The sequence below is a fragment of the Pseudomonas sp. FBCC-B1565 genome (genome assembly GCF_059133265.1).
The window spans coordinates 3634009-3647575 of sequence record NZ_CP101438.1 but is presented as its reverse complement, the minus strand read 5'-3'; the positions used below and the strand labels follow the sequence as shown (position 1 = coordinate 3647575).

The 13567-nt window shown below is 58.0% G+C and carries 12 protein-coding genes and 1 pseudogene; 3 read left to right on the top strand and 10 right to left on the bottom strand.

Annotated elements, in window-relative coordinates; all coding sequences use genetic code 11:
• Positions 1-267: 267 nt before the first annotated feature.
• The 4 genes and pseudogenes from NL123_RS17135 to NL123_RS17120 all read right to left on the bottom strand — a co-directional run.
• Positions 268-1995 carry a hypothetical protein gene (locus NL123_RS17135; RefSeq protein ID WP_494355875.1) on the bottom strand — a complete coding sequence of 576 codons (1728 nt, stop codon included), beginning with the start codon at positions 1993-1995 and terminating at the stop codon, positions 268-270.
• A 247-nt stretch (positions 1996-2242) separates the two neighbouring features.
• Positions 2243-2680 carry a tetratricopeptide repeat protein gene (locus NL123_RS17130; RefSeq protein WP_494355874.1) on the bottom strand — a complete coding sequence of 146 codons (438 nt, stop codon included), beginning with the start codon at positions 2678-2680 and terminating at the stop codon, positions 2243-2245.
• Between the two features lie 200 nt (positions 2681-2880).
• Complete coding sequence (locus NL123_RS17125) at positions 2881-3594, bottom strand: hypothetical protein (protein WP_494355873.1); 714 nt, start codon at positions 3592-3594, stop codon at positions 2881-2883.
• 74 nt (positions 3595-3668) lie between these two features.
• Positions 3669-4035: pseudogene (locus NL123_RS17120) on the bottom strand (LysE family translocator); the annotation flags it as partial.
• 317 nt (positions 4036-4352) lie between these two features.
• Between NL123_RS17120 and NL123_RS17115 the strand changes: the two are divergent.
• On the top strand, positions 4353-5114 hold the full coding sequence (locus tag NL123_RS17115) for a hypothetical protein (protein ID WP_494355872.1): 762 nt from the start codon (positions 4353-4355) through the stop codon (positions 5112-5114).
• A gap of 80 nt (positions 5115-5194) precedes the next feature.
• Here the strand turns inward: NL123_RS17115 and NL123_RS17110 are convergent, their stop codons facing one another.
• From NL123_RS17110 to NL123_RS17100, 3 genes are all read right to left on the bottom strand, one after another.
• Complete coding sequence (locus NL123_RS17110) at positions 5195-5737, bottom strand: P-loop NTPase family protein (RefSeq protein ID WP_494355871.1); 543 nt, start codon at positions 5735-5737, stop codon at positions 5195-5197.
• Positions 5738-5821: 84 nt separating this feature from the next.
• A complete protein-coding gene (locus NL123_RS17105) occupies positions 5822-6460 on the bottom strand; it encodes a hypothetical protein (RefSeq protein ID WP_494355870.1) in 639 nt (212 codons plus the stop codon).
• Positions 6461-6537: 77 nt separating this feature from the next.
• The gene (locus tag NL123_RS17100) at positions 6538-6894 is read right to left on the bottom strand and encodes a VOC family protein (protein ID WP_494355869.1); all 357 of its coding nucleotides are present in this window, start codon (positions 6892-6894) and stop codon (positions 6538-6540) included.
• 78 nt (positions 6895-6972) lie between these two features.
• On the opposite strand from NL123_RS17100, the gene NL123_RS17095 reads away from it, so the two are divergent.
• Entirely contained in the window at positions 6973-7785 is an 813-nt protein-coding gene (locus NL123_RS17095) for an NAD(P)-binding domain-containing protein (RefSeq protein ID WP_494358321.1), read from the top strand.
• Here NL123_RS17095 and NL123_RS17090 read toward each other — a convergent pair.
• A complete protein-coding gene (locus tag NL123_RS17090) occupies positions 7780-8673 on the bottom strand; it encodes a LysR family transcriptional regulator (RefSeq protein ID WP_494355868.1) in 894 nt (297 codons plus the stop codon). The two genes, NL123_RS17095 and NL123_RS17090, sit on opposite strands and share 6 nt — an antisense overlap.
• A 94-nt stretch (positions 8674-8767) precedes the next feature.
• On the opposite strand from NL123_RS17090, the gene NL123_RS17085 reads away from it, so the two are divergent.
• Positions 8768-9934 (top strand): MFS transporter, encoded by a 1167-nt coding sequence (locus tag NL123_RS17085; protein ID WP_248481318.1) that lies wholly within the window; start codon positions 8768-8770, stop codon positions 9932-9934.
• A 123-nt stretch (positions 9935-10057) separates the two neighbouring features.
• On the opposite strand, the gene NL123_RS17080 is transcribed toward NL123_RS17085, so the two are convergent.
• Entirely contained in the window at positions 10058-11395 is a 1338-nt protein-coding gene (locus NL123_RS17080) for an MFS transporter (protein ID WP_494355867.1), read from the bottom strand.
• 205 nt (positions 11396-11600) lie between these two features.
• A complete protein-coding gene (locus NL123_RS17075; RefSeq protein WP_494355866.1) occupies positions 11601-13472 on the bottom strand; it encodes an AAA family ATPase in 1872 nt (623 codons plus the stop codon).
• Positions 13473-13567 lie beyond the last annotated feature (95 nt).

The following is a 13567-nucleotide window of genomic DNA, read 5'->3' as shown; positions in this document are numbered from 1 at the left end:
CAAACGATAGGGTGACAGCTGTACGCAGGTTGGCGAACCGGTATCGGAAAACCCGGCAGACCCGAAGGTCTCCCGCGCACAGCCGCCATTAAGACAGCTTTGCAGGCGTGCAACAGCCTCTACAAAAAGCGCAGTGCTTTTGCATCCGATAGTCAGGTCGCCAAACCTGATCGCCATGTGGGCGACGGGGCGGACTATAAGCGTCATTGGGTTTGGGGGGCAACTGGAAGGTTGTAAGAGGAGCGGGGACGGCCGAAGCTTTGCTACTCAACTCTCCGGCCCCCGATTGCAGTAAGCGTCCCGAAGCGCCGTGAAGAGCGAGACGTCGCCATCGAAGAACCGCTTGGCGCTCTCAGTATCCGGCACATGCGGTAACTGCGTATCTCGTGCAATCCCCAAAATCTCACGAGCTGCCCACGAACCGCAGGCCGCAATTCGCTGGACGTCGTCGCCGTGATTGGCAAGTACGTACTCGCGCCAATCAGGGATGTCTTTCAACACGCATAGCGCGATGTGACCCAACGAGTCGTAGTCGACCCAGTTGTGCTCCGTCGGATGAACCTCTCCCCCAATTCCTCTGCCGTCCAGGCACCTCCAGTAGTCGGCGCCGTCGCCGAGCAGCAGACGCTCAACATTCCATGAGTCAATCAGGAGCGTATGTGCCCGGTTCAGGTTGAAGCAGCCACGAAACTGCTGCTTGCCGGTGCACTCATGGACGAATCGTTCGGTGAGCAGATATGCGCGCACATCGAGCTGCCGGAGGTTATGCCCTTCGGGCGTCGACATGAACTGCGCATAGTGGAGTTCATCAAAAAAATGGCGCACCTGCTGGTGTTGGATATGCCCCAACTTCGATAACGTCGGGTTGAGCGCCATCGAAACCTTCGACAGCCTTCGCGCGCAGGCCGAAAACTGAAGTACAGCCCTGAAATCTGGCGCAGCTAGAAAGGTCGTAAGTGAGAGCGCGATAAGTTTCTTGATCGGCGCCTCCAGATTGACACCGGGCTGTTGGACACCAAGCCAAGCAGGCATCCAACTGACCTCACGTCCCGACTTGCCGAACTCGATGAGAGTTCGTAAAGCCTGTGCCACATAGTTGTCGTTCAAGTTTCCTGGATGGTCCGGAAACATTGCGTACATCAATTCGAACGCGCCTGGCTTCGCCTTTTCCACCAACGACTTGGCGACAACCCCCAGACGGTGCGCTGTCTGGCCCGAAAAGAACTCGGTCGCGACAATATCTCCGATAGATGCCTGTTCCAGCGAGTTGAGCCATCGCGCATCTTTGTCAGTTGAGGGCTTTACCTTGCGCCAATTGTCGTACACCTTCGCACGCGCGTCCTGCACCCGCCGCTGCATTGCATCCGAAAACTCCTCAATTCGGCCAGGCGTCATCTCCAGCTGTAGGACACGGCTGGCCAGCTTGAGCGCGCGGCGCTTCTGGAAGAACCAAGCCTGCCACGGACCGAGTAGAGCCTGAAGCACGTGGAACTGCTCCGGTAGCTTTTTGACCTCCACGCGCGCGACTGGCTGGGTGACACTCTCATCGCGGTCGTACACCTCAAAGACTCGTCCGTCACATAGCACAACGAGAGCAGCGTCGATTTCCGGATGCACCGCATACAGAAGTGCCTGTTGCAGTTCTGCGGAGCTAAATTTCAGCTGCTTGCGTTTAACCTTCTTAGCTTCGATGATCCAAAAGGCCTGCGACCACAAAGTCATTCGATAGTCGATGAACAAGTCCCCGTCGCCAACCTTCAGGTGCTTTTCTCGCTGCGTGGAGAAATAGGTCTCTTTGGCATAGCCCAGGACTCGGATGACGGGGTCAATGATCTCCGCTCGGACGTCTCCCTCCGAGTAGGTAGAGACATCGTAATTCGAAATGCGCTCTAGCTCCGCCATCTGCTCAGGGGTCAGTGGCCGCGGCGCCTTAGAGTGAAGCAGCAGCTCGTTAATGTCAGCGGAGGTTTTGATTTGAGGGCGTTTGGTGGCCATTTAGATTCTACGAGAGTGGTTAGTATCGAATAGATGCTGTTGACGGACACAGAGCATCAATCGTGCACAGGTAACCGGTTCTGGCCGGTAGCAGCCTGACAGAAGGTTTCATATTGCCCATTATCGGGCTTGCTGGTGACTAGCTTGAATGGCTTGCCTACCGCACGACTTTAATCGACCCAATGCATTCACGTTAGGGGGCTGAGTAGCTTGAATGTAAACGCAGGAGCTCATGGTTACGGTATTGTCAAAGATCAGCACGCGTCTTGAGAAAGTTCAGGTAATGGGCGTCCTCTGCAGCGAAAATCTCTGGGCCAGCCCCCATGTATGCACGCATCAGTTCTTCTGCTGCGCGGTCATTTTGTGCGTCATCAAGTAAAACTTGTCCAAGGCGCAGATGCAAAAAAGGGTTCCCAAGACCACCAGGGCACGTCATTGCGTACTGCAAAGCCTCACGTGCTGAGGTGGTAAATCCAGATAGGAAGCAAGCGTCAGCGATAGCTGCCAGGATCCAGGTTGCAGCCTCCCAATCATTTTTGGGGGAGGGGATCAATGCCCATGCATTGTTATATTGGGCTAGCGCTTCTTCAAAGCGGCCTGACTCAGCCAGCAGATCTCCGTCACCGCTGAATTTCTTTATTTGCGCGTGTAAATCCTGACTTAACTCTCCGTTTCCATTCGCCATTATCCGCTCCGTAGATTCGAGAAAAGGTTTTCTGAACTTACCTTAATTTCGCTGGGTTTGTAGAGATATCGAGTCTTTCACGAGACGTGATATTGCCCATCAGCAGATTTGCTTGAACGTTGCTTGATGCCACCAGCTTGGACGCGCCCTTTTCGGTGGGTTACAGCCGTTTACAGCCACAACATTAATTAAATGAGTACTTATAGCTGGGCATACGCCGCTTCAAAATTGCCGAGAGCTTGGTTCACCTTGTAGCGAAGCATCAGCGACGCGGAAAGCTGCACCATCGCCTCGAACAGGACATGCCCTGATTGAATCTCACACTGACCGACGCAACTCCGTCCATGGCTTCCAGATTTATAAGCGTAGACAGTGTAGAAAACTCTATCAGTCTCACGATTCAGTCCCGCCGAAAAGTGAGTGACAGCGTTCTCTGTCACAAAGAGGTCAGGGAGTGAGAACTCCAAGACATCATCGAATGGAATGAACATGGCTGAAGCGGACATCACAAATAGGCTCGCGATATCCAACGCCTCTTCAACATTTTTAAGCCCAGGCGTTGTGTACTCGTGCTCAAGAATATTTCGCATATCGACGACTTTACGCAACAGACTTGGCGCCAATAACCCGAGCGCCTTTAGCCGTTCGATCTTCTTTGGCACCTTCAATCGAAATGAAGGATAGCCAAAAGAGATCAATAACTGATCAAGCTGAGAGACAATAGCGCGTTTTGCATTGGTCGTAGCATTGACAAGAGCCGCCAAACCGCCCCGTTCAAAATCATCCTCCGCTAAGGTCAGAAATTCGACTGGTGAGATTTTCAACTCAGTCATTTCGAAACTACCACCGCCCAACGCTACCCCACATTTGCTCATATCGAATCCATGAGCGAGGCAAAACTCTTTAATATCCAAAGATTCATCCCTGCTTTTATTAATACCAAATGACCGATATATGCCTGCGTGTAGATTTCATATTACCGATCATGAGGCTTGCCCGCGGTCACCAAAAACTCCTGTCGTGCCAACGCCCACAATCCCACCTTCTCTGTGGCCGAATCTGCCTCCGCCTCCGGATTAGCCCGCCACAACTGAAACGCCAGATAAAACAGATACGCCGCCCCCAGAATCTTGATCCCATAGAACAACAACTCCGACGTTTGCAGCACCACCGCCAACCCGGCGGATGCGAGGGCGATCATGCCGGCAAAGGCCAGCAAGCGGCCGATGCCCGCCAAACAGGAGATGATAGCCGTAGCGTGTGGAATTGCTCACGGAGAGCAAATTGTTCGGGCCCGGCGCCATGTTCAGGGCGAAGCAGGCGGGGAGGAAAAGGGCGAGGGTGGCGAGGTCCATGGCGGCTCCGGGTTCGCGGGGGCGGGTAGGGGTGAGGATAAGGGGAGTAGCGACGCTTGGACGACCGGTGCGTTGGGCCCGCAATGTATCAGGCGGTTGACGTGTGCAGATTGAGACTCTCAGCGTCGATATACCGAAATAGGAAACCATGAAAAATTCGCGTCAGCGTCAACCAACGTCGTCTATTGTTCAATTCGCCTTATCGAAGATGTAAAGCTGAGTTGTCGACTACAACGAGGCGTCTGGCAAAGCTGGACCTCTCCGCGTGGCCAACACACTTAATCGTCCGGTACGCAGTGCTTAAAAGGAATTTTCACATGAAAACGCTCACCGCAATCGCAATGAGCTTGTTGATGTTTGCAAGTGGTTTCTGCTTTGCAAGACCTCCTGAGTGTGATCCCGGCCCGCATGGTTGCGATAACAAATCGTTCGCCCCACCGGTCGTTCAGATCCATCCTTTCAAGGTTGGAGATAAGCACGGTATGTTTTTCATATTGGTCGACAAAAAAGGGGAGATTACTGAGTACGAAAAAACAGAAGGTTTCAAATACGTGCGAACAGCCTTGGGAACGATAAGCCAGGATGGGCGAGTCGTTGATACCTCAGGAAGGTTGTTGGCGGTCTTGCGCGCTACGTCCATTTTGGAGGACTCAGCCGGGGCGCCAATGGTTAGCATCGACTCGAAAGGTACCCTCGAAAATGGCTCAGGAGTACCTATTCGTTGGACCAAAGATGGCACGCTTAAGCAAGGTGATGTACTCCTGGATTTCAAGCTTTGGCCAGCCAATTCTCCTGCGCGGCAAGCAGCTTCAATCGTTCTCTTTTTGGCGAGTAGCTTTCAAAGCCCCACGATTGAACAGATACCTCAAGCACTCAACAAATCTATGAGCCCTGTGAATTCAGCAAAATCACATGGCGTTACTGAGGAAGTCGCCGATATACCAACGCCTCTGTCGGTTTGTACGGATCGCGCAAGTCAACGGCACTCTGCTTGTATTTCAAATGGGGTATTCACCCACGACACGTGTCAGGTGCTTTATCAGCAAGCCATAGATATATGCTACAAAAAATACAATTGACAGTTGTGGCATCGCGAAACGGGCGGATAGAAATAGAACAGTCGAGGCAGTTGAGCTGCCTCGTCTGTTACGGTTTCCAGCTATTGCGACATTTTCGATACCCAATGAACGACTGCCGTAACCATTGCTTCAACACTGTCAGCCCCGTCGATCCGTAAGATCGGGGCCGCCATGTGTGATAACCACTCCTCATGCCACCCACGGTTGCGCCCCGAGAAATCCGGGTCGTCGTAGTGCGAAGCCCATTCCCGGAAGGCCACGTGTATCGCATGCATATCACCACCGGGTGCGATCCGATCGCCAAAGCGGGCCTTTTCGCGGGCCGTCAACCGTTCGAGGCGAACGGGCGTGGGTGTGACCACAAAGACAATCAGGTCGGCATCGGCGATCAACGCATCGCCCCAGATCATGCAGGAACCACTCAGCACCCAGTCGTCGTCACCGAGTGCTTGTTGCATCAGGGCAACGCGGTCGCTGGGAGGTCGCTTGGTTGTGAAAGGCGGGTTTGTGGGCATCCAGTAAAAGTCATCGACGTCGACTCGTCGTATACCCAGCCGCGTGGCGAGGTGGTGACCCAGTGTGGTGACGCCCGCGCACGATGCACCTGTGATGTAGATCCGCATTTTTCCTCCATGAACACAAGTCGGGGTCCCAGGTCAGGGATATGTCCGATAAGCAGGACGACTCTGTCGTCCTGCCCAGGCATTTCAGGGCACAGGTTTCGGGGTGACGGTGTACCAACCCGACGGGGTTTTGGCACACACTTGCGGCCTGAGCGGTGTTTCAACCGTGTTGTTGTCCTGAACAGAGAGTTGGCGAACGGCAATCACGCAACCGGCCTTGAACGTGCTGATTTTGACCAGCTGAAATTCCATTTCATAGTCTTTGCCGGGCTCGGGAATAAGCGTGACAGGCGCGGGAAAGCAGGACATTTGCGAACCGCCCATGGCGAACCCTGCAATAAAGGGTTTACCCGCTGGAATGACATGCTCGTCAAACACTTTGGGCGATTGGTTGATGGCTTTGCTCGCCTTGCTGGCAGGCATACCAATCACGCTGTTCTGGCTGTCAGTGGCCCTGAACGGGTAGAGCCCCGCCGAGTCGACATGGGCTTTTTGCCACCCGGCTTCTTCGGGTGTTTGGGTCAGCAGGGACTTGTTGTAAAACATCTCGCACGTCTGGCCGCTGAGGAAACCCGCGTTGGTGGTGTCACCCGTAATAAACCGGATTCGGGCTGAGTTGGCCGGGTCGTATTGGCTGATTTGGGCTTCGTTGCGAACGTCGGTTTTAGTGGTGGCGCAGCCGATAAGCGTCAGGCTGAGGGCCAGGGGAAAGAGAAAACGCATGGGTAACCTTCATATCCTGTGAGGGTAGGGCTTGAGGGAGAGCGATTGATGCCTTCGCCTAGGCGTCGGGTCGAGGCCTATTGACCGGCGTTCCAAACTGCCAGTTCATAGCCATCCGGGTCTGTGAAGTGGAATCTGCGTCCACCGGGAAACGCAAACGTCTCGCGGGTAATGACAGCCCCCAGGGCTTTAAGCCGCTGCTGCGTGGCATTGAGGTCATCGGCGTACAAAATGACCAGAGGCCCACCTGGCCGAACAGGCTCCCCCGTGGTGAACCCGCCTGTCAGGCGCCCATCGCTGAACCCCGTGTAGGTGGGGCCGTAGTCGACAAACGTCCAACTGAACGCGCCGCCGTAGAAGGCTTTGCTGCGGGCAATATCGCTGACGTTGAATTCGATGTTGTCGATTTGCCGGTCTTTACCTTGAGTGCTCATGCTTGCCTTCCTGGCTGATCTTTTCGAGCGGCGAGTGTAGCGTGAACGTCCGCCTGCATGAAGACGGGAATCATGTCTATGATGCACCCGACTACAGAACTGACCGGAGTGGACAGCGTGCTGAAGATTGGAATCCTGGGCGTCGGTGAGCTGACGGAAAAGGTGGTGATCGGCCTGCGGCGCAGCGGGTTTGGCGGGCGGGTGCTGCTGTCTCCGCGTAACCACCAACGTGCGCAGCAACTCGCTGAACAGTGGGACTGTGAGGTGATGGCTGACAAACAACAGGTGGTCGATGGGGCGGACTTGTTGGTCCTGGGCGTGCGCCCGGAGGTGGTCGATCAGCTTTCGAATGAAGTGCAGCTCAGACCTGAGCAATCGCTGGTGTCGTTGGTGGCAGGATTGAAGCTGGCCGTGTTGCAGCGCCGCTTCCCGCAAGCGCGTGTGGTGCGCGCCATGTTGTCCTACGCCGCGCAGATCAACCAGACGACCGTGGTGGTCACGCCCGGTGGCGAACCCCATGCAACGCTGCTGGGCGCGCTCGGTTCATTGGTTGTATTAGACGAGGAAGAGGCGTTCGAACTGGCCACTGTCGCGGCCTGCATGAACGGCTGGTTCTATTTCTTCCTGAGTGATCTTCAGCAGTGGTTTACCGACAAAGGCCTGTCCAAGGACCAGGCCGCCCAACTGGTGATGGGCAACCTGCAAGACTGTCTGGCCAGCGCCCGCCACCAGCCATCCGCGAGCCTGGAAGCATTGGGGCGCGCGATTGCGACACCGGGCACCTTTACGGCGGCTGGGTTGGCGGTGTTGAGAAACACAGGCGCGACGCAGGCTTGGCGCGAGGCGGCTGACGAGGTGCTTGAGCGGCTGCACAAGCCTGCGCGTTTATAGCCGGTGATGCTCCAGCAAAAAGTCCACAAACACGCGGATCCGCGCCGGCATGCTCGCGCCGCCGACAAACACCACATGGATCGGCTCCCGGTCGCCGGGGTTCCAGGATTCCAGCAGGCGCACCAGGTCACCGCGTTGCAGGTCTTGTGCAACCGTGAACTCGCCGATACGTGCAATACCGGCGCCTAATCGCGCCAGTTGAGCGAGGGCTTCGCCACTGCTGCATTCGATATTGCCGTTTATCTTCAGGGAAAACTCCCTACCGTCACGGGCGAAGGGCCAGTCGGATTGGGCGCGACGGAAGTTGAAGCGCAGGCAGTTGTGGCGCAGCAAGTCGTTGGGTTCCAGAGGCGTGCCGTGTTGCGCAAGGTACTCCGGCGACGCCACCAGGACCTGGCCGGTGTCGCCGATGCGCCGCGCGGTCAGCGGGCTGTCTGGCAGGTCGCCAAAGCGGATCGCCACGTCTGCCTGGCCGCCGAGGATGTCGACCACTTCGTCGCCCAAGGTCAGGTCCACCACAATGTTTGGGTAGCGGGCGCTGAACGCCGCCACCAATGGCACGATGGCCATGCGGCCGTGGCCCAGGGCCGCACTGACCCGCAGCCGGCCTTTGGGCGCGCCCTGGTCGGCGATGGCGTCTTCGACTTCCGCCATGTCGGCCAGGATGCGCCGGGCGCCGCGCAGGTACGCCTCGCCTTCGGCTGTGAAGGCGAGGGCGCGGGTCGTGCGAATCAACAGACGGGTGCCCAGGCGTTGTTCGGTGCGTGCGATGACGCGGCTGACGGCCGAGGGCGTCAATCGTAATGCCCGCGCTGCGGCCGACAGGCTGCCTTCCTGCGCCACCATTGCGAATACCGCCATCTCACCCGACCTGCCGTTGAAATCCATTTTTGCCTCATGCGCAAAGGTGATTGCCAATTAAACGGTCTAGTGCCGTTAAAGCGTTGATCGTAGCATTTGCGGCATAAATGAGGAGCCTTCCATGCGTATCAATCCACCCCTTGTAGCCCTGGCTGTCGGTGCCTTTGGCATTGGTGTCACTGAGTTCGCGCCCATGGGCATGTTGCCCACCATCGCCAATGACCTTGGCGTTTCGATTCCCACTGCGGGGCTGTTGGTCAGCGCCTACGCCCTGGGGGTATTGCTCGGTGCGCCACTGATGATCCTGACCACTGGCAAGATTCCCCGTCGTCACTTGCTGGTCGGGCTTATGGCCATTTTCACCCTGGGTAACGTGATGTCGGCGCTTGCAACCGGCTATTACGACCTGTTGATTGCGCGCGTCATCACTTCGCTCAACCACGGCGCGTTTTTTGGTGTGGGTTCCATCGTTGCGGCCAGTGTGGTTGCGCCGGACAAGCGCGCCGGCGCCGTCGCCGCGATGTTTATGGGCCTGACCCTGGCGACCATTGGTGGCGTGCCACTGGCGACCTGGTTGGGTGAACTGCTTGGCTGGCGTACAGCGTTCTGGGGCATTGGCGGGCTGGGCCTGGTGACCATGGTCGCGCTGTGGTTCGCGCTGCCTGACCTGCCGCTGCCGAAAAGCGACGGTGTGCTGGCCGAAATCAAGGTGCTGGGGCGTGGTTCGGTACTGGCGGCACTGGCCCTGACCGTGGTGGGTTCCGGTGCTATGTTCACCGTGTTTACCTACATCGCGCCGATCCTGAGCAACCAGACCCATGCGTCTACCCCCTTTATCACGGCCATGCTGGTGCTGTTCGGCGTCGGGTTGACCCTGGGCAATATATGGGGTGGCAAGGCGGCAGATCGCTCGATCGACCGGACCCTGATCGTCTCGCTGAGCGCACTGATTCTGGTCCTGCTGGCCTTTGCATTCCTGATGCGTTGGCCGATACCGGCAGCGGTGAGCATCCTCATCTGGGGTATCGCCAGCTTCGCCGTCGTGCCGCCGTTGCAGATGCGTGTGATGGAAGCGGCCAAAGATGCGCCGAACCTGGCCTCGGCCGTGAACATCGGCGCCTTCAACTTCGGCAACGCGATTGGCGCAGCAGTGGGGGGAGCAGTGATCAACGCAGGGTTGGGCTACCCGGCGATTTCCCTGGCCGGCGCGGCGATGGCGGGCTTGGGGTTGCTGATGGTCGTGACGTTTGCCTGGGGTTCTAGAGCGCGCATGGCTGCGGCGATTTAGCCGATGCGCACCACAGGGTTCACTGCGGCGCCTTCAGAAAACGCTGTCCATGGTCTGGATGCGGCAGCAGGCAGGTGTCTAATTGATTCTACCTGCGTCCAGCGGCGTTCACCCTCCTGCCGTTTACCGTGAAAGCAAAGGTGCGGTGCTTGTTTCCTCACTACCCACGTCGTGCAAGGAAATCCGCGACGTCTCCGGCAACGCCAACCCACCGGCCAGTGCCAGCAACGCCACGGCAATCAGGTAAAACGCCGGTGACAGGTTGCTGCCGGTGGTGCTGATCAACCAGGTCGCCACCAGCGGCGCGGTGCCGCCGAAGATCGTGTACGCCATGTTGTAGGTGATCGCCGAGGCGGTATAGCGCGTGCGCGTCGGAAAGGTCTCCGACAGCAAGGCCGCCGTGACCACGCCGCACAACACCGCGCCGACCGCCAGCAACATCACGCCGACAATCGACGCCGCAAACGAGCCGGAGCTGGCCATCAGGAACGACGGATACACCACCACGATCAACAACACACAGGCAGTCATCACGGTGACACGCCGCCCGACCCGATCCGAATACAGTCCCGCCAGCGGGCAGATCGCCGCTGCGAAAATCAACGCGATCAGCGACACCAGCAACGCCATCGCCCGATTCAGCCCGCCCGCCACTTGCAGGTACGTCGCGAAGTAGGTGGTGAACATATAAAACGACAACGCCGTCAGTGACACAAAAGCGCCCAGGCAACAGATCGCCGCACCATGGTTGCGCAAGGTTTCCTTGAGCGGGGAGTGGGCGACGGCATGCTCTTCCTTCACAGCCTGGAAGGCAGGCGTCTCGTCCAGCTTCCAGCGCAGGTAGAGGCCCACCAGGCCGAGTGGCGCAGCGATCAGGAACGGCAGGCGCCAGCCCCAACTGCCCATGGCTTCGGCGGACAACGACGCTTCAAGGGCATACGCCACTACCGCGGCGGCGGCGAACGCGGAAAACGTCGACACCGGTACAAAGCTGCCATACCAGGCGCGTTTGTCACTGGGGGCGTGCTCCATCAGATAGGCACACGCGCCGGCGTATTCACCGCCGGCGGAGAAGCCCTGGGCACAGCGGATCAGCGACAGCAGAATCGGCGCCGTGACGCCGATGGCGGCGTAGGTGGGCAGCAGGCCGATCAACGTGGTGGCAGCGGCCATCAACAGGATGGTCATGGCCAGGGTGCGCTTGCGGCCGATGCGGTCGCCGAGCATGCCGAAGAAAATACCGCCCAGGGGCCGGAAGGCGAAGGCCACGGCAAACACGGCGAAGGTCTTGAGCAAGGCTGCACTGGCATCACCGCTGGGGAAGAATTGCTGGGCGATAGTAGTGGCGAGGAAGCCATAGACGGCGAAGTCAAACCACTCGACGAAATTACCGATGCCGGCGGCGATGATGACCTTGCGCAGGGTTTGCGGACTGACCTGTTCGGTGGAGGGGCTCGTCATGGGGGGAAGGCCTCGGGATAGCTGGGGGATGACCGATTATCGGCGCAGGCGCTTGGGCGGCGGGGCCCAAAAGAGTCGTCCGCGTAGTCAGCAGCGACTTGGTGGGATGGAGGGAGGCAGGAATTGGGCCAGATGAGGTACAGGCCTCATCCTAATGTGCATTGAACGCCCGTCTCCAGGATTCGGGCGTTCATTTCGGTGTGGCTCAGCGACCTAATGCCAAGTCTTCAAGGGCGAGCGTGAGGTTGGCAAGCAGTTGCGTGTGGTAGGCATGTTCTTGACCGAGACGGTAGTCAGGTTGCCGGCCAGACTTACGCAATTCGCGAATGCTGGCTGCCGCGCTACTTTTTTGCAGGTGCAAGGCGCTCCGGATGGATGAGGTAGTCAACGCCGCCAGTAGCGGTCGTTTGAACGCGGTGGCTTGTAGTCGGGCGCCACCGCGTGTCGCGGCAATGTGCTGAACGCCGTGTGCGTCCTTGCAGGTTGCGAAGAGTTCGCACAGGGCGTCGGTCTCGAGGATAAGAAAGCCGTGCGGGTGGGCCAGCTCTCCGCGCGGCAGCCGTGTGTCCTCGACGATGAGCAACGATCCATCGTCCTCCAGGAGCGTGTGCGCATCGAGCAACACCGCTTCCCAGTACTTGAGCTCAATCTCGTGCAGCACGTTCGCAAGCACCGCGACGTCGGCTTTGATAGGGCCGGATGCGAGGAGATCTTTTGCGCTGGCGAACACGCGTACACTCCCGTCGTTGAAGTGCCGACTGACCCTTTCAGCACATAATGCCCGCGTGGCGTCGTTCGGCTCGATGGCATAGTAAGAGACGTCCTTTAGCAAAGAGTCATTGAGCAAATGAGCCAAACCGTCGAGTAAACGCGCCTGTCCGGCACCAATGTCGACGATGACCATGGGACGAGTGCGCCCTCCAGTGATGAAGTCCCGGATTTGCTGGATTTGCGGATCATCTTTTTTATAGGTGACAGTATCGGGTGGATAGAGGCAATCCGCGGAGAACGAACACGCTGCGAACTGGTCGGCGCGTGTGCAGAAATCGCTGATCTGCTGGGCGCCGGCAATCCCTCCCAGAAGGCCGTTGGTCACCTTCTCCTGCGCTAGGCCGGCGCGCTCGAATAGCCCCTTCGAACCGAACCAGATTGCGCGTGGCTCTATGGCCGCCAGATGCGCTGTCAGCGCAAGATTGTGGGTCGCAATCCACAATTGTGCGCGGGGCAGGTGCTTACGGAGGGCGTCGATCAGTCCGATGAGTCGCGAAGGGTGCAGATGACGCTCCGGCTCATCAAGCAGGATCGGCAGTTCAACGTCCTTCAGCACCTGAGAATGGATCAGCACTGCAATACGCAGCAACGCCATCTGCCCGTCAGAAAACGTCGTACGATCAATACGCTGACCGCCGATGCAGGTGTTACCGCCGACGATATCCAGGTGCATGCCAGTGAGTTCGTTGAGCACGTCCTTGAGGCGAGCGTAATCGCCCCTGACCGTGCTGTGCGGGCTGTACATCCCCATCGGCTCTTCATCGGCCGCTGCGGCCTGACGCACACAGACATCATCGATATAAACGAGCGGTGCCCCCACCAGCAGCGAATCCGTCAGGTCATCACCGCGCGGCACCCCGACCGTCAGGCGCGTGAAGTGCCCCCCGTTGGAGGCCGTCGGGTTACGCAGGATGTCGGACAATGCACAATAGGCGGACACGGCGGCATCGATGTCCTCGTCACCTGCGCAGGTGAACTGCAAGCAATCAAGGGGCAAGAGCACCGCATCGAAAGCCCTGACATTTGACGCGGCGGCAGCGCATGCGTGATGGTCCTCGTCCCCCTGCATCATGGCGTCGTACAACCGTTGCTTATCTGCCCGATTGTCGCTGATCTTGAGCAACTGAGCGTACCCAACCTGGCGTGTGCGGCGCAGCGACCAGTCGATCGCCTCGAGCAGCCGCGTCTTTCCACACCCATTTTCACCGACCAGGACCACGAGTGAGCCCAGGTCGCCCATCTGGTTTTTTTCAAGGCCAAGGGTGGATGTCAGGTACGGGAGGATGTCGAGGCGCGTGATGTGCATGGTATCAATCTTGAAGGTATGAGCCCGATAACATAGCGCATTTTCATGCTCGCGGAGGTCGGCATTCGGGTTCTGGTTCGCTGTGCGACGCCCTT

What these genes read in the sequence shown, in the direction of transcription:
- NL123_RS17135 (WP_494355875.1), bottom strand. Translation starts at nt 1,995, where the DNA reads ATGGCCACCAAACGCCCTCAAATCAAAACCTCCGCTGACATTAACGAG.
- NL123_RS17130 (WP_494355874.1), bottom strand. Translation starts at nt 2,680, where the DNA reads ATGGCGAATGGAAACGGAGAGTTAAGTCAGGATTTACACGCGCAAATA.
- NL123_RS17115 (WP_494355872.1), top strand. Translation starts at nt 4,353, where the DNA reads ATGAAAACGCTCACCGCAATCGCAATGAGCTTGTTGATGTTTGCAAGT.
- NL123_RS17110 (WP_494355871.1), bottom strand. Translation starts at nt 5,737, where the DNA reads ATGCGGATCTACATCACAGGTGCATCGTGCGCGGGCGTCACCACACTG.
- NL123_RS17105 (WP_494355870.1), bottom strand. Translation starts at nt 6,460, where the DNA reads ATGCGTTTTCTCTTTCCCCTGGCCCTCAGCCTGACGCTTATCGGCTGC.
- NL123_RS17100 (WP_494355869.1), bottom strand. Translation starts at nt 6,894, where the DNA reads ATGAGCACTCAAGGTAAAGACCGGCAAATCGACAACATCGAATTCAAC.
- NL123_RS17095 (WP_494358321.1), top strand. Translation starts at nt 6,973, where the DNA reads ATGATGCACCCGACTACAGAACTGACCGGAGTGGACAGCGTGCTGAAG.
- NL123_RS17090 (WP_494355868.1), bottom strand. Translation starts at nt 8,673, where the DNA reads ATGGATTTCAACGGCAGGTCGGGTGAGATGGCGGTATTCGCAATGGTG.
- NL123_RS17085 (WP_248481318.1), top strand. Translation starts at nt 8,768, where the DNA reads ATGCGTATCAATCCACCCCTTGTAGCCCTGGCTGTCGGTGCCTTTGGC.
- NL123_RS17080 (WP_494355867.1), bottom strand. Translation starts at nt 11,395, where the DNA reads ATGACGAGCCCCTCCACCGAACAGGTCAGTCCGCAAACCCTGCGCAAG.
- NL123_RS17075 (WP_494355866.1), bottom strand. Translation starts at nt 13,472, where the DNA reads ATGCACATCACGCGCCTCGACATCCTCCCGTACCTGACATCCACCCTT.